The 18,350-nt window shown below is 74.3% G+C and carries 18 protein-coding genes and 1 riboswitch; of the genes, 10 read left to right on the top strand and 8 right to left on the bottom strand.

Going from position 1 to position 18,350, the window contains the following annotated elements; translation table 11 throughout:
- The first annotated feature begins 7 nt into the window (after positions 1–7).
- The 3 genes from ACFC0Z_RS03915 to ACFC0Z_RS03905 all read left to right on the top strand — a co-directional run bounded on the left by ACFC0Z_RS03915 (position 8) and on the right by ACFC0Z_RS03905 (position 3,056).
- On the top strand, positions 8–1,636 hold the full coding sequence (locus ACFC0Z_RS03915) for a hypothetical protein (RefSeq protein ID WP_376432426.1): 1,629 nt from the start codon (positions 8–10) through the stop codon (positions 1,634–1,636).
- A 74-nt stretch (positions 1,637–1,710) separates the two neighbouring features.
- Positions 1,711–1,849, top strand: a riboswitch (cobalamin riboswitch).
- 39 nt (positions 1,850–1,888) lie between these two features.
- On the top strand, positions 1,889–2,581 hold the full coding sequence (locus ACFC0Z_RS03910) for a hypothetical protein (RefSeq protein ID WP_376432423.1): 693 nt from the start codon (positions 1,889–1,891) through the stop codon (positions 2,579–2,581).
- A gap of 31 nt (positions 2,582–2,612) precedes the next feature.
- On the top strand, positions 2,613–3,056 hold the full coding sequence (locus tag ACFC0Z_RS03905) for an acyl-CoA thioesterase (protein WP_376432420.1): 444 nt from the start codon (positions 2,613–2,615) through the stop codon (positions 3,054–3,056).
- 19 nt (positions 3,057–3,075) lie between these two features.
- Here ACFC0Z_RS03905 and ACFC0Z_RS03900 read toward each other — a convergent pair whose 3' ends face one another.
- Positions 3,076–3,705, bottom strand: coding sequence for a TetR/AcrR family transcriptional regulator (locus ACFC0Z_RS03900; RefSeq protein ID WP_376432418.1), 630 nt, complete (start codon positions 3,703–3,705; stop codon positions 3,076–3,078).
- Positions 3,706–3,826: 121 nt separating this feature from the next.
- Here ACFC0Z_RS03900 and ACFC0Z_RS03895 point away from each other — a divergent pair, with 121 nt between their 5' ends.
- The 3 genes from ACFC0Z_RS03895 to ACFC0Z_RS03885 all read left to right on the top strand — a co-directional run bounded on the left by ACFC0Z_RS03895 (position 3,827) and on the right by ACFC0Z_RS03885 (position 7,293).
- Positions 3,827–5,563, top strand: coding sequence for an amidase (locus ACFC0Z_RS03895; protein ID WP_376432416.1), 1,737 nt, complete (start codon positions 3,827–3,829; stop codon positions 5,561–5,563).
- Between the two features lie 167 nt (positions 5,564–5,730).
- Positions 5,731–6,567 (top strand): DUF2182 domain-containing protein, encoded by an 837-nt coding sequence (locus ACFC0Z_RS03890; RefSeq protein WP_376432413.1) that lies wholly within the window; start codon positions 5,731–5,733, stop codon positions 6,565–6,567.
- A gap of 69 nt (positions 6,568–6,636) precedes the next feature.
- On the top strand, positions 6,637–7,293 hold the full coding sequence (locus ACFC0Z_RS03885) for a DUF1326 domain-containing protein (RefSeq protein WP_376432411.1): 657 nt from the start codon (positions 6,637–6,639) through the stop codon (positions 7,291–7,293).
- A gap of 41 nt (positions 7,294–7,334) precedes the next feature.
- On the opposite strand, the gene ACFC0Z_RS03880 is transcribed toward ACFC0Z_RS03885, so the two are convergent.
- Complete coding sequence (locus ACFC0Z_RS03880) at positions 7,335–8,180, bottom strand: class I SAM-dependent methyltransferase (protein ID WP_376432409.1); 846 nt, start codon at positions 8,178–8,180, stop codon at positions 7,335–7,337.
- Positions 8,181–8,285: 105 nt separating this feature from the next.
- Here ACFC0Z_RS03880 and ACFC0Z_RS03875 point away from each other — a divergent pair, with 105 nt between their 5' ends.
- A complete protein-coding gene (locus ACFC0Z_RS03875) occupies positions 8,286–8,873 on the top strand; it encodes a TetR/AcrR family transcriptional regulator (RefSeq protein WP_376432407.1) in 588 nt (195 codons plus the stop codon).
- Between the two features lie 14 nt (positions 8,874–8,887).
- Here the strand turns inward: ACFC0Z_RS03875 and ACFC0Z_RS03870 are convergent, their stop codons facing one another.
- The gene (locus tag ACFC0Z_RS03870; protein WP_376432405.1) at positions 8,888–10,054 is read right to left on the bottom strand and encodes a glutamate--cysteine ligase; all 1,167 of its coding nucleotides are present in this window, start codon (positions 10,052–10,054) and stop codon (positions 8,888–8,890) included.
- Positions 10,055–10,116: 62 nt separating this feature from the next.
- On the opposite strand from ACFC0Z_RS03870, the gene ACFC0Z_RS03865 reads away from it, so the two are divergent.
- Positions 10,117–10,629: a GNAT family N-acetyltransferase gene (locus ACFC0Z_RS03865; protein WP_376432403.1), complete on the top strand. Its 513-nt coding sequence runs from the start codon at positions 10,117–10,119 to the stop codon at positions 10,627–10,629.
- A gap of 14 nt (positions 10,630–10,643) precedes the next feature.
- Here ACFC0Z_RS03865 and pntB read toward each other — a convergent pair whose 3' ends face one another.
- Positions 10,644–12,062, bottom strand: a complete 1,419-nt coding sequence (gene pntB, locus ACFC0Z_RS03860; RefSeq protein ID WP_376432401.1) for a Re/Si-specific NAD(P)(+) transhydrogenase subunit beta — start codon at positions 12,060–12,062, stop codon at positions 10,644–10,646.
- A gap of 1 nt (position 12,063) precedes the next feature.
- The gene (locus ACFC0Z_RS03855) at positions 12,064–13,596 is read right to left on the bottom strand and encodes a Re/Si-specific NAD(P)(+) transhydrogenase subunit alpha (RefSeq protein WP_376432399.1); all 1,533 of its coding nucleotides are present in this window, start codon (positions 13,594–13,596) and stop codon (positions 12,064–12,066) included.
- A 78-nt stretch (positions 13,597–13,674) separates the two neighbouring features.
- Between ACFC0Z_RS03855 and ACFC0Z_RS03850 the strand changes: the two genes are divergently transcribed.
- Positions 13,675–14,016, top strand: coding sequence for a hypothetical protein (locus ACFC0Z_RS03850; RefSeq protein WP_376432397.1), 342 nt, complete (start codon positions 13,675–13,677; stop codon positions 14,014–14,016).
- Between the two features lie 151 nt (positions 14,017–14,167).
- Positions 14,168–14,416, top strand: coding sequence for a hypothetical protein (locus ACFC0Z_RS03845; protein ID WP_376432396.1), 249 nt, complete (start codon positions 14,168–14,170; stop codon positions 14,414–14,416).
- On the opposite strand, the gene ACFC0Z_RS03840 is transcribed toward ACFC0Z_RS03845, so the two are convergent.
- The 3 genes from ACFC0Z_RS03840 to ACFC0Z_RS03830 form a co-directional block, all read right to left on the bottom strand.
- Positions 14,409–14,984 (bottom strand): sigma-70 family RNA polymerase sigma factor, encoded by a 576-nt coding sequence (locus ACFC0Z_RS03840; protein ID WP_376432394.1) that lies wholly within the window; start codon positions 14,982–14,984, stop codon positions 14,409–14,411. The two genes, ACFC0Z_RS03845 and ACFC0Z_RS03840, sit on opposite strands and share 8 nt — an antisense overlap.
- 101 nt (positions 14,985–15,085) lie before the next feature.
- On the bottom strand, positions 15,086–16,459 hold the full coding sequence (locus tag ACFC0Z_RS03835; RefSeq protein WP_376432392.1) for a cryptochrome/photolyase family protein: 1,374 nt from the start codon (positions 16,457–16,459) through the stop codon (positions 15,086–15,088).
- 139 nt (positions 16,460–16,598) lie between these two features.
- Entirely contained in the window at positions 16,599–18,128 is a 1,530-nt protein-coding gene (locus ACFC0Z_RS03830; protein WP_376432390.1) for an SDR family oxidoreductase, read from the bottom strand.
- Between the last annotated feature and the right edge of the window lie 222 nt (positions 18,129–18,350).

The raw sequence follows: 18,350 nt of genomic DNA, 5'->3' as shown, positions 1-18,350 counted from the left end.
ACCCCTCATGCCCTCCATCACCTCCTGGACCCGTCTGGAACCGCGGGCCCGGCTCGACGGCCTCGACGGCGGTCTCCAGGCCCAGGTGCACGACCCGTTGTGGCTGCTCGCCCGCCAGTGGCAGCTCGGTGAGTTCACCGGCGAGGACACCGGCAGCCCCGTCTCCGTACGGCTGCGGGCGAAGGTCGCGCCGCTGGCCACGTGCAGGCCGCCGGGCGGCGCGCCGGAACCGTACCGTCCGGACCGGCCGCTGGAGGCGGCCGTCGAAGCGGAGAAGGGCGAGGGGCTCGCCGGTCCGCGGGCGGCCGTGGACAGCGGACGGCACTGGCAGCGGCTCCTCGCCGCCGAGCCCGGACTCGCCCCGTACGCCGGGCTGTTCGTCACCCACTGCCCGCTCACCGCCCGGGACACCGGCGGCCTCGACCCCGACGGCGGGCGCTGGCTGGCCCTGCACCGGCGCCGGGTTCCCGACGGCGCGCTCCTGGCGCCCGTGCTCACCGCCCTCGCCCGGGGCACGGTCCCGGCCTGGCTGCCGGCCTCGCCCGCCCACGTACCCGTCCTGTCCCGGCTCGCGTCCTCCTGGCTCGCGCATGTCGCGACGTGCTGGCCCGGGGGCGAAGGGCCGGGCGGGGGCTCGGCCGAGGCGGCGGACTACTGGCGTCCGGAGCGCATGGAGTACCGCTTCACCCTCACCGCCCCGGGGGCCGAACTCACCGCGCCCGAGTACGACGGGGCCCGGCTCGACTGGTACTCCTTCGACCTGGACCCGGCGCCCGGCGAGGGCGGCGCCGTCGTCACCACCTCGCTGCCCGCCCCGGCCTCCTTCGCCGGCGCCCCCGCGCCCCGCTGGTGGGAGTTCGAGGACGCGCGGGTCGACCTCGGCTCGCTGACCGCCGAGAGCCGCGACCTGGCACGCCTGCTGCTCGTCGAGTACGCCGTGGTCTACGGCAACGACTGGTACCTGATGCCGCTCCGGGCCCCGGTCGGCTCCGTCGTCCGCGTCGACTCGCTGGTGGTGACGGACAGCTTCGGGCGTCGCACCCTGGTCCGGGCGGCCGGGGACCTCCCCGGTGACGGCCAGGACTGGAGCCTGTTCCGCCACAGCGGCTCCGGCGGCGGACGGGCGGACCGGCTGCTGGTCTCGCCGACGCTGCCCGCCTCCCTCCAGGGCGAACCGCTGGAGGTCGTACGCCTCTTCAGGGACGAGGGCGCGAACCTGGCGTGGGCCCTGGAGGAGTCGGTCGAGGGCGCCGCGGGACGTAGGGTCCACCGGGCGCAGGAGCCCGCCGCCGTGCCCGAGCCCGTGCCGGGCCGCTACCGGCTCGCCTCCTCCGTCCCCGCCCACTGGTTCCCCCTCATCCCGCAGGCCCCGCGAGGCGGCGGTCAGCAACTGCGTCGCGGCACGGTCCCCTCCCCCACCGGCGGCCCGGACCCGGTGCCGCTCGGCACCCTGCTCACGCCCGGCGCCGACCTGCTGCTGCACGAGGAGGAGGTGCCCCGCGACGGGGCGGAGATCACCCGCGCGTGGCAGTACGCCCGGTGGTCCGACGGCTCGACCCACACCTGGATCGGCCGCCGCAAGCGCCCCGGCCTGGGCGAGGGCAGCAGCGGGCTGGTGTTCGACACGGTGGACTGAGGCCACGGCCCCCGACCCTACGGAGAGTGACCGAGACGAGACGGCTCTCACACGCGAACCCCCTGTCGGGCGCCTCCCCGGCCTGGCAGGATGGCGCCGCCCGAGCGATGACGGACGAGGAAACCGGTGCGATTCCGGTGCGGTCCCGCCACTGTGACCGGGGAGTGACTTCCCCGGCAGCCAGAGACTCACGTCGTCGCGAACTCGCCGAAGCCGGGGCGGATTTCCCCGGAGGAGAGTGGTGAATTCGCCATGCCCGCAGTCCTCGACCCACGCCCCGCCCCCGCCTCCGCCTCCGGTCACGCCGACCTGGCGGATCGCACGGACCTCGCGGAGGGTCCCGTTCCCGGGGGCCCGGACGAGACCCCCGCGCCCAGACCGCCCGTCGCCCGGCCCCCCGTCGCCTGGCTCCCCACCGCCCTACCCACCGCCCTGGCCGGTGCCGCGTGCGTGGCGCTGTGGGCCGGGGCCGTCTGGGCGGCCGGGCACGTCTCGGTCAGCCCGGCCCTGCACACCGCCGCCCTCTTCGGGCATCTCGTGTGCCTCGTCATCGGCTTCGGAGCCGTCCTCGTCGTCGACTACCACGGCCTGCTGTGGCTGACGGGGCGGCGGACGCTGCCGGAGGTGCTCCGCGTCGCCGCGACCCTCCATCCGCCGGTGTGGGCGGGCACGGCGGGGCTCGTCGCCACGGGCGTGTTCCTCGGCCCCGACCTCGACGCTCCCCTGACCCGGGTGAAGCTCCTCGCCGTCCTGGTCATCGCGCTGAACGGGCTGGCCGCGACCGCCCTGTCCCGCCGCCTCGCCCCGTCCGGCCGCCTCGCCCCCTCCGACGGCACCACCGGACTCCGGCCCGCCGCGCTGCTCCTCGGGGGCGCGACGGCCGCCGTCTCCCAGGCCGCCTGGTGGACCGCCCTGGTCATCGGCTTCCTCAATGCCCGGCACTGACCGCGCCGCCGCGCATCGAAGGAGAGCCGACGTGGTCGACCCCACCGTCACCAGCCCCGCCCGCACGCCCAAGACGCCGGACGACTCACGGGTCGTCCTCGCCCACATCATGAGCGACCACGACACCAACCTCTACGGCACCATCCACGGCGGCGTGATGATGAAGCTCATCGACGACGCCGCCGCGGCCGCCGCCGGACGCCACGCCGGCGGGCAGGCCGTCACGGTCTCCGTCGACCGGATGACCTTCCTCGCCCCGGTGCGGGCCGGTGACCTGCTGAGCGTCGAGGCCGGACTCGAACGCGTGGGGCGCACCTCCATGACCGTCGGGGTCCGCGTCACCGCCGAACGCTGGAACAGCTCCGGGCCGGCGGCCGAGGTGGCCACCGCGTTCCTCACGTTCGTCGCCGTCGACGCCGGGGGCGCGCCGCGTCCCGTACCGGCTCTCGACGTGTCGCTGCCGGGTCTGTCCTGAGGCGGGCGGGGCGGCGGCGCTACGGCGAAGGCCGCAGCTCGCGTTCGAGGGCGGCCAGGGCGAAGGCGTGGGGAGAGGTCTGCTGCCAGCGGGCGCGTCCGAACATCACGTCCTCGGCGAGCCCGCTCAGCATGGCCACGGCCCTGATCGTGAACTCGGGGAGGTCGACGTCGGCGAAGTCGCCCCGCTCCCTGCCCTCCCGGACGATGGCCTCCAGGCGCTCGTCCCAGCCGTCGAGGAGCTCGGTGAGGACGTCACGGCCGGCCTCGTCGTGGCTCTGGAGCAGGACCTGCGACCACAGCGCGTAGCGTTCGTCGTCCTGGTCGCGGGGCAGGTAGAAGCGGACGAACAGGTCCAGCTTCTCGGCGGGGGACGCGGCCCGGTCGGCGGCCTCCTGGAAGCGGGCCCACAGGTCCGCCTGGCTCCATGCGAGGACTTCGAGGAGGAGCCGGTCCTTCTTGCCGAAGTGGTAGAGGATGTGGCCGGTGCTCATACCGGCCCGGGCCGCGATGTCCGACATCCGCAGGCCCGCCGTGCCCTTCTCGGCGATGACGCCGACGGCGGCGCGCATGGCACGTTCCCGCGCCTCGTCCCCGCTGCGCTGCCGCTTCCGGTCGGGCAGCGCGCGCCCGCTCTGTGACGTCGCCATCGGCTCGCTTTCGGTTCCGGAGAGATTCGTTCCGCTCAGTCTATTCCGCTGATCTAGATTTTCGGTCTAGACTGAAAATCTAGTTAGACGATCTCGCACGACGCCATCCAGGAGTGACCGCATGACGCGCGGATTCGATGTAGTGGAGACCTCTGTCGCCGAGCTGCGCGCGGCGCTGGAGAAGGGCGAGACGACCTCGGTCGAGCTGCTCGACGCCTACCTCGCGCGGATCGAGGCGTACGACCGGCCGGGCACGCCCACCGCCCTGAACGCGCTGGTCGTGATGAACCCGCGCGCCCGGGCCGAGGCGGAGGCCTCCGACGCCCGCCGCGCCCGCGGCGAGACGCTCGGCCCGCTGGACGGCATCCCGTACACCGCCAAGGACAGCTACCTCGCCGAGGGCCTCACCGCCGCCTCCGGCTCCCCGGCGTTCGAGCACCTCGTCGCCCAGCGCGACGCCTTCGCCATCGAGCGGCTCCGCGCGGGCGGCGCCGTCCTCATCGGCCTCACCAACATGCCGCCCATGGCCAACGGCGGCATGCAGCGCGGCGTGTACGGCCGCGCCGAGAGCCCCTACAACGCCGACTGGCTCACCAGCGCCTACGGCTCCGGCTCCTCCAACGGCTCCGGCACGGCGACGGCGGCGTCCTTCGGCGCCTTCGGCCTCGGCGAGGAGACCTGGTCATCGGGGCGCGCCCCCGCCTCGTACAACGCGCTGTGCGCCTACACGCCCAGCCGCGGCGTGATCTCGGTGCGCGGCAACTGGCCCCTCGTCCCCACCATGGACGTCGTGGTCCCGCACACCCGCACCATGGCCGACCTGCTCGAACTGCTCGACGTGGTCGTCGCCGACGACCCGAACCCGCGCGGCGACCTGTGGCGCGCCCAGCCGTGGGTGGAGCTGCCCGCCGCCTCCCAGGTGCGCCCCGCCTCCTACCCGGCCCTCGCGCCCGCCGACGCCGAGGCCGCGTCCGCCGCGCTCGCCGGGAAGCGCGTCGGCGTGCCCCGGATGTACATCAACGCCGACCCCGAGGCCGGCACGAACCCCGACGGCGGCATCGGCGGCCAGACCGGGCAGCCCGTCGAGACCCGCCCCTCCGTGATCGCGCTGTGGGAGGCCGCCCGCCGCGACCTGGAGGCCGCCGGCGCCGAGGTCGTCGAGGTCGACTTCCCGGTCGTCACCAACTACGAGGCCGACCGCCCCGGCGCCCCCTCCCTCCTCACCCGCGGCCTCGTCAGCCGCGAGTACCTCACCTTCGAGATCGAGGACCTGTCCGCCTGGGCCTGGGACGACTTCCTGCGCGCCAACGGCGACCCGGCGCTCTCCACGCTGACCGAGGTCGACGGCGCCCGCATCTTCCCCAAGTGGGAGGGCGAACTCCCCGACCGGTACGAGGGCTTCGACGACACGATCGGCGAGTACCCCCGCTTCGTCCGCGAGCGCCCGTACGCCTCCCTCGCCGACATGCCGCTCCTGGAGGAGGGCCTGCGCGGCCTGGAGGAGACGCGCCGCGTCGACCTGGAGCAGTGGATGGACGGCCTCGGCCTCGACGCCGTGGTCTTCCCCGCGGTCGCCGACATCGGCCCGGCCGACATGGATGTCAACACGGCCTCCGCCGACCTGGGCTGGCGCAACGGCGTCTGGGTCGCCAACGGCAACCTGGTCCCCCGCCACCTCGGCATCCCCACCGTGACCGTGCCCATGGGCACGATGACGGACACGGGCATGCCCGTCGGACTGACCTTCGCGGGCCGCGCGTACGACGACAACGCCCTGCTGACCCTCGCGGCGGCCTTCGAGACCACCGGCACCCGCCGCACGGAGCCGCCGCGCACGCCGCGCCTGTCGGCGGAGTGAGCGACGGAGCGAGCTGACGGAGTGACCTGACGGCCTGATCCGACGGCCTGATCCGACCAGGTGCCCTCGACGGGACCTCGCCCCTGCCGGGGGCGGGGTCCCGTCGCCGTTGTCGCGGCCGCCGTGGACGTGTGCTGTGCTGGAAGGAGCCGCAGGAAGGCACGCCGATGCGTCGCAGCCGGATCTCCGCCTTCGTACCCGCCCGGTCCGCCGCTCCGACCGGGGCCGGCGGGGGGCTGCGGTCCACGCGGAGTCTCGCCGCGGCGTGGGCGCTCGTCGTGCTGGTCGCCGTACCGGCCTGGGTGCTGACCATCGGGCAGGCCCGGGACATGGGGGTCGAGCCCGGCACGATGGGGATGGCCCTGCCGCTGTTCCTGCTGCTCTGGGTGACGATGATGGCGGCCATGATGCTGCCGTCGATGGCACCGGTGGCCCTCAGCTGGGTCCGGGGCATCGGGCGGCGGTCCTCCGGCTGGACCCGGACCGTCCGCACGGCCGAGTTCGTCTGCGGGTACCTGCTCGTGTGGACCGCCTTCGGGCTGCTCGCCTACGCGGCCCTCGCCCTCACCGGCGACCTGGTGGCCGAGCATCCCACCGCCGGCCGCTGGATCGGCGCGGTCTCGTTCCTGCTCGCCGGGCTGTACCAGCTCGGCCCCCTCAAGAACGTCTGCCTGCGGCACTGCCGCGACCCGCTGAGTCACCTGGTGCGCTACGCCGGCTTCCGGCGGCCGGCCCGGGACCTGCGGGTGGGCGTGCACCACGGTCTGTACTGCGTCGGCTGCTGCGCCGGGCTGATGCTCGTCTTCGTCCCGCTCGGCGTGATGAACGTGGCGGCGATGGCCGGACTGGCCCTGGTGATCTTCGTGGAGAAGCTGTCGCCCCGGGGCGTCCTCCTCGGCCGTGTCGTGGGCGTCGCCTTCCTCGTCCTCGCGGCCCTCGTCCCGTTCCAGGACTGGATGCTGCCGGGCCTCGACGGCTCCGCTCCCTCCATGGACGGCATGTGATCCGAGGTGCAAGCTGGAAGGAGGACCGTTTCCCGAGGGGGCTCATGGAGCCCGGCTGGAGGAAGCGAGATGACACAGCAGGCCACGACCGGCACGCGCTGGCACCTGGCCGGCGACTGGTTCGATGTGTGCAAGTGCGCGATCCCGTGTCCGTGCACGTTCGCGCAGCCCCCGACCTACGGCGACTGCAATGGCGTCCTGGTCTGGCACATCCGTGAGGGCACCTTCGGAGACGTACGGCTCGACGGCCTGAACGTCCTGATGCTCGGCTCGTTCACCGGCAGCCCCTGGGCCGGAACGCACACCGAGCCGTACGCGGCGGTCTTCCTGGACGAGCGGGCCGACGAGGAGCAGCGGGCCGCGCTCGGCACCGTCTTCGGCGGCGAGGCGGGTGGCTGGCCGGCGGAGTTCGGCGCGATGTTCCACCCCGAGATGCGGGGCATGGACGTCGTCCCGATCCACGTGGAGATCGACGAGGACCTCGGCTCCTGGCGGGCCGAGATCCCGGGCCTCGTCACGGCGGAGGCCGAGGCCCTCACCGGCCCGACCACCCCGGACGGTGCCCGCGTCCAGGTTCTGAACGCCCCGGGCGCCGAGGTGGGCCCGGGCCAGGTCGCCACATGGGGTCGGGCCACCGTCGACCGCGCCGACGCCTTCGGGTTCTCCTGGGACCGCAGCGGGAAGTCGAGCAAGTACTTCCCGTTCGACTGGAGCGGACCGGACTGACGTACGCGTGAACTCCCCCGGACTCGGGCGGCCCGCCGGACTCAGGCGGCGCGGGTGGCCGTGAGGAGCCGGCCGGTGCTGCGGAGGCGGATCGCGCCGTCGGACTCGTGCGCGCCGAGGCCCTCGGTCAGGCGGTGGCGCGCTTCGGCCCGGGTGGCGGGGTCGACGGCGGCGAGGAGGTGGCGGCCGGGGCCGGAGTCGAGGAGGAAGTCCGCGGCCTCCTCGGCGGTGCGGCCCCAGTTCCCGTACGCCTCGACGTGTGCGGCCCGCACGTCCCGCAGGCCCGCCGCGCGGAGCAGGCCGGTCGCGGTGGCGGGGTCGGCGAGGGAGAACATGCCCGGGCCGCCGGGCGTCCCGAGGCCGCCGATCGGCAGGATGTCCCCGAGCGCCGTCAGCGCGGACAGCCACGCGTTCCCTTCGGGCTCCGCCGCGCACAGGAAGGCGACGCGCCCGCCCGGGCACAGCGCCGAGGCGATGTTCGCGAACGCGGCGACGGGGTCGGCGAAGAACATGACGCCGAAACGGCTCAGCGCGACGTCGAACGCGGCCGGGGGCAGGGCATGGACCTGGGCGTCGCCTTGGGTGAAGGAGAGGTTGGTGAGGCCCTCCTCGGCGGCGACCGCCCGGGCCCGCTCGACCATGGGGCCGGAGAGGTCGAGGCCGGTGGCGTGACCTCGTACCGCCGCGCGGGCGGCGAGCCGCGTGGTCGCGCCCGCCCCGCAGCCGATGTCGAGGACGTGGTCCTCGGGGCGGATCGACGCGGCCGCGAGCAGCGGCTCGTCGAAACCGGCATTGATCGCGTTCCAGCGGTCGTGGTGGGCGGCCCAGTGCGTGCCTTCGTACCCGTTCCACGCCTGTGCCTGCGCGGTGTTGGCGGTGTCGTGCATGCGGATCGACCTCCGGCGGAGTGGCGGGAGCCCTAGAATGGGCGAACGCCCAAACAGTATGGGCGCTCGCCCATACTGGCAACGCCTTTGCCCAGGAGGAACGTGATGTCACCGCGCGGAGTCGCCATCGAAGGCCTGCGGGAGCGGTTGTTCGAGGCGGCGGAACGCGTCCTCGCCCGGGACGGGGCCGCGGCGCTGACGAGCCGGGCCGTCACCGAGGAGGCGGGCTGCTCCAAGGGGGTCCTGCACACGCACTTCGCCGGGCTCGACGAGTTCGTCGCGGACCTGGTCCTCCACCGGTTCGCCGAGGCCGCCGGACTCTCGGAGGACCTGCCCTCCCGTGCGGGCACCGGTTCCGTCGAGGAGAACCTCACGGACGTGGCCTCGGCGGTGCTGTCCCTGGACCCGGGGCTCGTCGGCCTCGCGGTGACCCGGCCGGCGGCCGCGCAGCGCGTCCGCGAGGCCTGGGCGGGCGGCGCCCCGGGGTTCACCGCGATCCAGGACGCCATCGGCCGCTACCTGCGGGCGGAGCAGGAGCTCGGCAGGGTCGCCGTGCCCCTGGACGTGGAGACGGTGGCGCTCGCGCTCGTCGGGACGCTGCACCACCTCCTCATGACCGGCTCGCCCGACGCGGGACCGGAGTCCCGGGCGCACGTCGGGCGGCTCGTCCGCGTGCTGATCCGTACGGGGTGACGGACTCCGCGACCTCAGCCGGCGCCGTGCTCGTACGGGGTGGTGACGGCTCTCCGCTGCGACTCCGAGACGTCCGGGAGGCTGCCCCGGCGGCGGTGGGCCGCGCGCTGGCGTTCGGCGCCGGTGCCGAGGGTGCGCAGGCGGGACCAGCCGGCGGTGACCTCGTCCAGGTCGCCGTGGCTCAGGAGGGCCGGCCGGAGGTCGTCGAGCATCCGGTCGACGAGGGTGGTCGCCGGCACGAGGCGCCGGGTGCGCAGGTCCACGGCGTCTCCCGTCAGGCCGTCGCGCGCGGCGCGCCAGCAGGCGGCCCGCAGCAGGCCCTGGGACGGGCGGAGGGCGGGCCGGCCCGCCTCGATGTCCGCGAGGGCGGTGGCGACGAGGGCCCGGGTGACGGCGGCGAGCAGCACGGTGTCCGCGACGGTGGGGACGGCGTCGAACACCCGGATCTCCAGGGTGGGCACGTGGGCGGAGGGGCGGATGTCCCAGTACAGCGCGGCGCGGTCCATGATGGTCCCGGTGACCGTCAGGTCCTCGACGAGCGCGCCGAAGTCCGCCGCCGACGCGAAGTGCGGCGGCGGGCCGGCCGCGGGCCACCGGGCCCAGGCCAGGGTGCGCCAGCTCGCGTATCCGGTGTCCCGCCCCTGCCAGAACGGCGAGTTGGCGGAGAGCGCGATCAGCTGCGGGAGTCGGCCGCGGAGGTGGTTGCTGACCATCAGGGCGAGTTCCACGTCGGGGACACCGATGTGGACGTGGCAGGCGCAGATGGTCTGTTCGTCGTCCAGGGCGCCGAACATCGCCACGCTCCGCGCGTACCGGGGGCCGTCGGTGACGGCGACCGGACTGGGCTGCGGCAGGACGGGCGTACCGCTGGAGACGACGCCGAGACCGTGCCGGGCGGCGGCGCGTACGACGGCCGCGCGCAGGGAACGGACCTGCTCGGCGAAGGCCGCCAGGCTGGTGTGGGGGTCGGTGCGCGCCTCGACCTGGTAGGCGGTGATCTCCGTGGTGACCCGCTCCCCCAGCTCGGCGGCGGCCTCGGCCACCACCTTCTGCGCCTCCGGCCGGAGTTCGCCGGTGGCCGGGTCGACGAGCAGGTACTCCTCCTCGGCGCCCAGGGTCAGGGGCCCTCCGCGCCACGCTTCCGCCGCGGCTGATCGTCCTTGAGTGGTCACGGTCTCCATCCTGTCTCCGGCGGCGGCGCCGAAACCTCTTCGCGGCCTCCTTGACCACATACGATCGGCCGATGGGCGTGAACACCGTACGGATCGAGCCGCTCCGGCCCGACCATGCCGCGCAGGTGCTCGGCATCTACCAGGCGGGGATCGACGAGGGCAACGCGACGTTCGAGACCGTGGCTCCCGAGTGGGCCGTCTTCGACCGGGCCAGGCTGCTCGCGCACCGCTTCGTCGCCGTCGACGGCAGCGACGACGAAGGCCGGGTGCTCGGGTGGGTCGCGGCGAGCGCGGTCTCGGACCGGTGCGCGTACGCCGGGGTGGTCGAGCACTCCGTCTACGTCCACCCCGACGCCCGGGGCCGGGGCGTCGCGGGCCGGCTCCTGGCGGCGCTCGTGGAGTCGACCGAGGCGGCGGGGATCTGGACGATCCAGTCCGGGATCTTCCCCGAGAACGCCGCCAGCCTGGCCGTCCACGCGCGGGCCGGTTTCCGGGCCATCGGCGTCCGCGAGCGGATCGGCCGCCACCACGGCGTCTGGCGGGACGTCCTCCTCCTGGAACGCCGCAGCACCGTGGTGGAGTGACCCAGGGGCGCGGGTCAGAGCGCGCCGACGATGTCCTCGACCCGTGCCTTGGCGTCGCCGAAGAGCATCGCCGTGTTGTCGCGGAAGAAGAGCGGGTTCTGGACGCCCGCGTAGCCGGAGGCCATCGAGCGCTTGAAGACGATGACCTTGTTCGCCTCCCAGACCGTGAGGACCGGCATGCCGGCGAGGGGGCTGGACGGGTCCTCGGCCCCGGCCGGGTTGACCGTGTCGTTGGCGCCGATGACGAGGACGACGTCGGTGTCGGCGAAGTCCTCGTTGATCTCGTCCATTTCGAGGACGATGTCGTACGGCACCTTGGCCTCGGCGAGCAGCACGTTCATGTGCCCGGGAAGACGGCCCGCGACCGGGTGGATGCCGAACCGTACGTCGACCCCCTTGGCGCGCAGCTTCGAGGTGAGTTCCGCCACCGGGTACTGCGCCTGGGCGACGGCCATGCCGTAGCCGGGGGTGATGACCACGGAGCTCGCGGCGGAGAGGAGTTCGGCCGCGTTCTCGGCGGTGATCTCGCTGTACTCGCCGTAGTCGACGTCCGTGCCCGAGGGTGCCTCGATGCCGAAGCCGCCCGCGATGACGGAGACGAACGACCGGTTCATCGCCTTGCACATGATGTACGAGAGGTAGGCGCCGGAGGAGCCGACGAGGGCGCCCGTGATGATCAGGAGGTCGTTGCCGAGCAGGAAGCCGGAGGCGGCCGCCGCCCAGCCCGAGTAGCTGTTGAGCATGGAGACGACGACGGGCATATCGCCGCCGCCGATCGAGGCGACCAGGTGCCAGCCGAGCGCGAGCGCGAGGACGGTGACGGCGATCAGCAGCCACGCCTCGGGCGTGATCACGAACCACACGGTCAGGACGACGAACAGGGCGAGCGCGCCGAGGTTGAGGACGTTCTTGCCCGGCAGCGTCAGCGGCTTGGAGCTCATCCTCGCGGAGAGCTTGAGGTAGGCGACGATCGAGCCGGTGAAGGTGACGGCGCCGATGAACACGCCGATGAACACCTCGGCGTGGTGGATGCCGAGGGTGCCGAGCGCGTCCAGGGCCAGGGCCTCGTGTCCCCGCGGGTCGTGCTCGACGTCGAGGTAGCCGTTCCAGCTGACCAGGACGGCGGCGAGACCGACGAAGGAGTGCAGCAGCGCGATGAGTTCGGGCATGCCGGTCATCTCGACCCCGCGGGCGCGCCGGAGGCCGATCAGACCGCCGACGAGCATCGCGAGGACCATCAGGCCCAGGCCCGCCGTGGTGACGTCGCCGTCGAGGGCGAGAACGACCGTCGCGACGAGCGCGACGCCCATGCCGAGCATGCCGAAGGCGTTGCCGAGGCGCGCCGACTCGTGCTTGGAGAGTCCGGCGAGCGCCAGGATGAAGAGCAGCGCGGCGACGAGGTAGGCCGCCTGTGCGGCGAGGGTCGCGGTCATGTCAGCTCCTGTTGAACATGGCGAGCATGCGACGCGTCACCGCGAAGCCGCCGAAGACGTTGATACTGGCCAGCAGGATCGCCACGGCCGAGAGCACCGTGACCGCCGTGCTCCCCTGCCCGATCTGGAGCAGCGCGCCGACGACGATGATTCCGGAGATCGCGTTCGTCACCGACATCAGCGGCGTGTGCAGGGCGTGGTGGACGTGGCCGATGACGTAGTAGCCGATCACGATGGCGAGGACGAAGACCGTGAGGTGCGGCAGCAGCGCCGCCGGGGCGAAGCCCGCGGCGAGGAACAGCAGCAGCGCGGCCAGGGCCACGCCGCCGAACCTCCGCCTCGCCGTCACCGGCTTCTTCGCGACCGGCGCGGCCGGCTCGGCCGCCGCGGCGGGGGCGGCCGGGGCGGGGGCCGCCGAGACCTGGACCGGCGGGGGCGGCCAGGCCGACTCGCCCGCGCGGACGACGGTGATCGAGCGCTGCACCGGGTCGTCCCAGTCCAGGACCAGGGTGCCGTCCTTGGCCGGGGTCATGAGCTTCAGCAGGTTGACGAGGTTCGTCCCGTAGAGCTGCGAGGCCTGCGCCGGGAGACGGCCCGCGAGGTCCGTGTAGCCGAGGATCGTCACGCCGTTGTCCGTGACGGTCTTCTCGCCCTTCACGGTGCCGACGACGTTGCCGCCGTTGACGGCGGCCATGTCGACGATCACCGAGCCCGGCCGCATGCTCGCGACCATCTCGGCGGTGATGAGCGTCGGGGCGGGGCGGCCCGGGATCAGGGCCGTGGTGATGACGATGTCGGCCTCGCGGCACTGCGCCGCGTACAGCTCGGCCTCCCGCGCCTTGTACGCGTCGCCCATCTCCTTGGCGTAACCGGTCTTCGAGGCCTCCGCCTCGGGGGACTCGATCGCCAGGTACTCGCCGCCCAGCGAGCGGACCTGGTCCGCCACTTCGGGGCGCGGGTCGGTCGCCCGGACGATCGCGCCGAGCGAGCCCGCCGTGCCGATCGCGGCGAGACCGGCGACACCGGCGCCCGCGACGAGCACCTTCGCCGGGGGCACCTTGCCGGCCGCCGTCACCTGTCCGGTGAAGAACCGCCCGAACTCGTGCGCGGCCTCCACCACGGCCCGGTAGCCCGCGATGTTCGCCATCGACGACAGGACGTCCATGGACTGCGCCCGGCTGATGCGCGGCACCGCGTCCATCGACAGCGCCGTGAACGGCCGCCGGCCCAACTCCTCGACCATCGCCGGGTCGAAGGCCGGAGCGAACAGGGCGATCACCGTCGCCTCCGGCCGTACCCCGTCCAGCCGTTCCGGGGGCGGCGCGTTGACGCCGAGCACCACGTCCGCGCGGGCCGCGTCGCCGACGGTCGCTCCGGCGGTCTCGTAGGCGCTGTCGGGGAACCCGGCCGCGTCGCCCGCGCCGGAGTCGACGACGACCTCGTACCCCAGTTTGCGGATCTGTTCGACGGTCGCGGGAGTGGCGGAGACCCGGTGCTCACCCGCCCGTGCCTCTCTGAGGACTCCGACAATCACGGTTGTTCTCCGTTCACTCGGCCCGGGCGAAACGCACCGATTCGCATCGTTTGCGCATCGTACGCGTACGGTGGGGGCATGGACGACACCGCGCACGGCATCACCACGGGCTCCGTGACCTGGCGTCTCCCCCACCACCGTGCGCTCCTGGGAGCGGCGGTACGGGATCGGTCCCGCCCCCTTCGCACGGAGGGGCGGCACCGGCGATGGAGCGACGCCGATCTCGCCGCTCTGGAGGAGATGCGCCGGCTCACGACGGCCGCGGGCGGGCTGCCCGCCGGGGCGGCGCGGGTGGCGCGGGCTGCCCGCGAGACGGTGCCCGGAAGGAGTCCGTCGGTCTCGCCCGGGCCGCCGTGCGCATCGACGGGCCCCGCATGGACGCCGCCCTCGCCACGGCCCTGGCCGCGCACGGTCTCGTGACCACGTGGGAGCAGGTCATGGCGCCGACCCTGCACGCCGTGGGCCGGAAGCGGGAGTCGTCCGGGGACCGTTACGTCGAGGTGGAGCCGAACAGGGCCTGCCGACACGGTTGTTCGGCGCCGCTGTGCCCGCCTAGGCCCTCGACTCGGCCGTGCGCCGGTCCGGGCCCGCCGCCGTCGTCCTGTGGTCCCCGTCCCGCTCCACCGCCCACCACGCGCTCGCGCGGCACGTCGCGGACACGGCCTTCGGCGTCCGGGGCGCGCGCACCGCGCCCCTGGTCCTGCCGGCGGGCCCCGGCCGGCTCGTCCGGACGCCCCCGGGCGGGCTGCGGGAGGCGCTCGGGACGGTCTCCCGGCTGCACGAGGAGTCGGACGACCGCGCCGACGCCCGAATCAGCTGAAGGCCGCGGCGAGTTCGAGGCTGCGGCGCATGCTCAGGAGGCCCCGCCGCGCGTGGCTCTTGACCGTGCCGAGCGGGAGGCCGGTGCGGTCGGCGATCTGGGGCTGGGTCAGGTCGGCGAAGTAGGCGAGTTCCAGGACGTCGCGCTGCGGGCGGGGCAGCCGCGCGAGTTCGTCGGTGACGAGGACGCGGTCGAGAATCCGGTCGGAGGTCTCCTCCGCGCGGTCCTCGTGTTCCAGGCAGGCGCCGAGGGTCGCCGCGAGCGCGGTCCTGCGGGTGCGGGCGGTCAGGGCGTCGGCGATCTTGCGACGGGTGATGCCGGTGAGCCAGCTGGGCAGGGTGCCCCGCTCCGGGCGGAACGTGGCCCGGCCCCGCCAGGCCGCCACGAAGACCTGCTGGGTGACGTCCTCCGCCTCCCCGGGGTCGCCGAGGGCGCGGGCCGCCAGGCCGTGGACCAGGTGCCCCCAGCGGCGGTAGGCGTCGGCCAGGCTGCGCTCGTCGCCGTCCACCAGGCCCCGTGCGATGCGGTCGTCGATGGCGGGGTCCGTGGTCGGCCGGTGTGCGGTCATGGGGCTCACGCTCCACCCCACACGCTTCCCGCCGCCACCCGCATCGGTTGCGCATCGTTTGACCGCCGGCCACGCCGACCACATGGACCAGCACACCCCCGTCAGTCGAGTCCCCTCCGCTGCCGGAAGCGCGCCAGGCCCTCGGAGAGCTCGATCAGCGGGTCCGGGTAGTCGAGGGCCGCCCGGTCGAGCCCCGTGAGCCGCCAGGGCTCGTGGACGGCGGGGCCGTCGAGGCCGGCCAGTTCCGGCACCCAGCGCCGGACGTAGGCGCCGTCGGGGTCGTACCGCTTGGCCTGGGTGACGGGGTTGAGGACCCGGTTGGGGCGGGTGTCCGTGCCGGTCCCGGCCACCCACTGCCAGTTGAGCTGGTTGTTCGCGATGTCGCCGTCCACGAGGAGCCCGAGGAAGTGGCGCGCCCCTTCGCGCCAGTCGACGCACAGCGTCTTCGTCAGGAAGGAGGCCGTGATGAGCCTGCCCCGGTTGTGCATCCATCCCTCGTGGGCCAGTTGGCGCATGGCGGCGTCGACGAGGGGGTAGCCGGTGCGCCCCTCGCGCCAGGCCGCGAGGTCCGCCTCGGCGTCCGGGCCCGTCCGCCAGCTCCCGGGCCGGGAGCGGTAGTCGGCGGCGGCCGCCCCGGGGCGCGCGGCAAGCAGCTGGTGGTGGAAGTCCCGCCAGCACAGCTGCCGTACGAACGCGTCGGCGCCCGCCCCGCCCCGCTTGGCCGCCCGGTGCACGGCCTCGGTGGCGGACAGGGTGCCGAAGTGGAGGTACGGCGAGAGGCGGGAGGTGGCGTCGCCCGCCAGGTCGTCGTGGCGGTCCTCGTACGCGTCGAGGTGACCGTCCAGCCACTCGCCGAGCCGCTTCCGGGCCTCGCTCTCGCCTCCCACGGGGAGGGCGGGCGACACGTCGGCGACGGCGGAACGGCGGGGGACGGGCGCGGAGCGTACGCCCGGCGGCACGCGCAGCGCCCTCGGGGCGACGAAGGGAACCCGTACGGGCTCGGCGGCCCAGCGCCGGTGGTAGGGCGTGAAGACGGCGAAGTGGTCCTTGCCCTGCGGGAGGACGTCGCCAGGCGGGACGACGGTCACGACGCCGTCGTGGACGTACAGGCGGCAGCCGTCGGCCTCCAGGGCCGCCCGGAGACGTGCCTCCCGCCGCTGTGCGAAGGCCGTCACACCGGCGGCCATGTGGACCTCGTCGGCATCCACCTGCCGCACCAGGGCCAGTACCTCGGTGACGGTGTCCCCCTCCAACACGACGAGGCGGCCGCCCCGGTCCTTGAGGGACCGGTCGAGGTCCTCCAGGCAGTCCGCGAGGAAGGCCAGCCGGTTGGGTGCCCCGAATCCCGCCCGGTCGACGGCCGGGTCGCGGACGAACACCGGCACCACACCGTCCGCCGCCCGGGCCGCCGCCCTGAGCGGCGGGTGGTCGTGGACCCGGAGGTCGGAGGTGTACAGAACGACGGAGACGGTCATCGCGCTCTCTTTGCTCGGGGCCGCTCGGGGCTGGTCAGGGCTGCTCGGGACTACTCGGGTCGGGGCCGCTCGGTGTACGCGACTCCCGCATGGGGTTCCCCCCGGCCGGGCGCGCCGGATGCACGCGGGCGACCCCGGTTCAGCGGCGATCCGGCGCCGCGCCGCCCGCCCGTCCGCTCTCCGACTCGGCGCTCCGGGCGATGTTCCGCGCCATGCCGCCGAAGACCACGGCGTGGAAGGGCGTCACGCCCCACCAGTACGCCTGTCCGGCCAGGCCCCGGGGATGGAACAGGGCCCGCTGCCGGTACCACGTACGGCCCCGCTCGTCCTGGTCCACCGACATCTCCAGCCAGGCCAGTCCCGGCAGGCGCATCTCCGCCCTCAGGCGCAGCAGGCGTCCCCGGTCGATCGCCTCCACGCGCCAGAAGTCCAGGGCGTCTCCGACCCGCAGATGCTCCGCGTCCCGGCGCCCGCGCCGCAGCCCCACTCCCCCGACGAGCCGGTCGGCCCACCCGCGTACGGCCCAGGCCAGCGGGAAGGAGTACCAGCCGTTCTCGCCTCCCACCCCCTCGATGACCCGCCACAGCGCCTCGGGGCTCGCGTCGACGGCGCGGGAGCGCTTGTCCGTGTACAGGCTGCCGCCGGCCCAGTCCGGGTCGGTCGGGAGCGGGTCGCTGGGCGCGCCGGGCGGCGAGGCGGTGGACCAGCGGGTGGTGACCCGGGCCTCCCGGACGCGGCGGAGGGCGAGCCGGAGGGCCTCGGCGAACGGAATGGGCCGGCCGGGGACGTCGGGGACGTACCGGGTGATGTCGCGCTCGGCGCAGACCACCTCGTGCCGCAGCGACTCGGTGAGGGGCCGGGCCAGGGAGGCGGGCACGGGGGTGACGAGGCCGATCCAATGGCTGGACAGGCGCGGGGTGAGCACCGGTACGGAGACGATGAGGCGCTTGCGGAGCCCGGCGACCTCGGCGTACCGCACCATCATCTGCCGGTACGTGAGCACGTCGGGGCCGCCGACGTCGAAGGTGCGGTTCACGTCCGAGGGCAGGTCCGCACTGCCCACCAGGTACCGCAGCACGTCACGGACGGCGATGGGCTGGACGCGGGTGCCGACCCAGCTGGGCGTGACCATGACGGGCAGCCGTTCCGTCAGGTAGCGGAGCATCTCGAAGGAGGCCGATCCGGAGCCGATGACGACGGCGGCGCGCAGGACGGCGGTGGGGACGCCCGAGTCGAGGAGGATGCGGCCGACCTCGGTACGGGAGCGCAGGTGCGGCGACAGCTCGCTCTCGGGTACGCCCTCCGGGACCAGACCGCCGAGGTAGACGATGCGCCGGACGTCCGCGGAGCGGGCCTCGGCGGCGAAGGCGCGGGCGGCGCGGCGGTCCGTGTCCTCGAAGCGGGCGGTCGAGCTCATGGAGTGGACGAGGTAGTAGGCGACGTCGACGCCGGTGAGCGCCTCACGGAGGCTCTCGGCGTCGGTGACGTCTCCCTGGGCGATCTCCACCCGGTCGGCCCAGGGGAAGTCGTGGAGTTTGTCCGGTCGGCGGGCCAGGCAGCGCACGCGGTACCCGGCGTCGAGGAGCTCGGGCACGAGGCGGCCGCCGATGTAGCCGCTGGCGCCGGTGACCAGGCAGCGGGCGCCGTCGGCCCTGGTGGGGGTGTCCATGGGCTGATCCCTTCCGCCGACCGTCCGGGCGTACACGCGCCCATCACGTACTTCGCCGTCGCGGGGCCCCGCGGGTGGGGGGCCCGGGGCCGCGGGGGCGGGCGCGCGGACCGGGGGGGGGGGCCCGGGAGTCGGGCGGTGGGGCGCGCGTGGCGGGCCGGGGGGGGCCGGGGGGCGGCCGGCGCCGGCCGCGGCGCGGCCCGCGCGGCGCCCCCCGCCCGG

This window comes from Streptomyces sp. NPDC056144 (genome assembly GCF_042264145.1).
Taxonomy (GTDB): domain Bacteria; phylum Actinomycetota; class Actinomycetes; order Streptomycetales; family Streptomycetaceae; genus Streptomyces.
Note: the sequence above shows the minus strand (reverse complement) of the source record. Positions and strands in the feature narration are given on the sequence as shown.

Excerpts from the sequence above, each read along its gene's own strand:
- ACFC0Z_RS03915 (WP_376432426.1), top strand. The coding sequence starts at position 8 with ATGCCCTCCATCACCTCCTGGACCCGTCTGGAACCGCGGGCCCGGCTC.
- ACFC0Z_RS03830 (WP_376432390.1), bottom strand. The coding sequence starts at position 18,128 with ATGGACACCCCCACCAGGGCCGACGGCGCCCGCTGCCTGGTCACCGGC.
- ACFC0Z_RS03875 (WP_376432407.1), top strand. The coding sequence starts at position 8,286 with ATGTCACCGCGCGGAGTCGCCATCGAAGGCCTGCGGGAGCGGTTGTTC.
- ACFC0Z_RS03865 (WP_376432403.1), top strand. The coding sequence starts at position 10,117 with ATGGGCGTGAACACCGTACGGATCGAGCCGCTCCGGCCCGACCATGCC.
- pntB (WP_376432401.1), bottom strand. The coding sequence starts at position 12,062 with ATGACCGCGACCCTCGCCGCACAGGCGGCCTACCTCGTCGCCGCGCTG.
- ACFC0Z_RS03840 (WP_376432394.1), bottom strand. The coding sequence starts at position 14,984 with ATGACCGCACACCGGCCGACCACGGACCCCGCCATCGACGACCGCATC.
- ACFC0Z_RS03890 (WP_376432413.1), top strand. The coding sequence starts at position 5,731 with ATGCGTCGCAGCCGGATCTCCGCCTTCGTACCCGCCCGGTCCGCCGCT.
- ACFC0Z_RS03850 (WP_376432397.1), top strand. The coding sequence starts at position 13,675 with ATGGACGACACCGCGCACGGCATCACCACGGGCTCCGTGACCTGGCGT.
- ACFC0Z_RS03835 (WP_376432392.1), bottom strand. The coding sequence starts at position 16,459 with ATGACCGTCTCCGTCGTTCTGTACACCTCCGACCTCCGGGTCCACGAC.
- ACFC0Z_RS03900 (WP_376432418.1), bottom strand. The coding sequence starts at position 3,705 with ATGGCGACGTCACAGAGCGGGCGCGCGCTGCCCGACCGGAAGCGGCAG.
- ACFC0Z_RS03895 (WP_376432416.1), top strand. The coding sequence starts at position 3,827 with ATGACGCGCGGATTCGATGTAGTGGAGACCTCTGTCGCCGAGCTGCGC.
- ACFC0Z_RS03885 (WP_376432411.1), top strand. The coding sequence starts at position 6,637 with ATGACACAGCAGGCCACGACCGGCACGCGCTGGCACCTGGCCGGCGAC.
- ACFC0Z_RS03910 (WP_376432423.1), top strand. The coding sequence starts at position 1,889 with ATGCCCGCAGTCCTCGACCCACGCCCCGCCCCCGCCTCCGCCTCCGGT.
- ACFC0Z_RS03870 (WP_376432405.1), bottom strand. The coding sequence starts at position 10,054 with ATGGAGACCGTGACCACTCAAGGACGATCAGCCGCGGCGGAAGCGTGG.
- ACFC0Z_RS03880 (WP_376432409.1), bottom strand. The coding sequence starts at position 8,180 with ATGCACGACACCGCCAACACCGCGCAGGCACAGGCGTGGAACGGGTAC.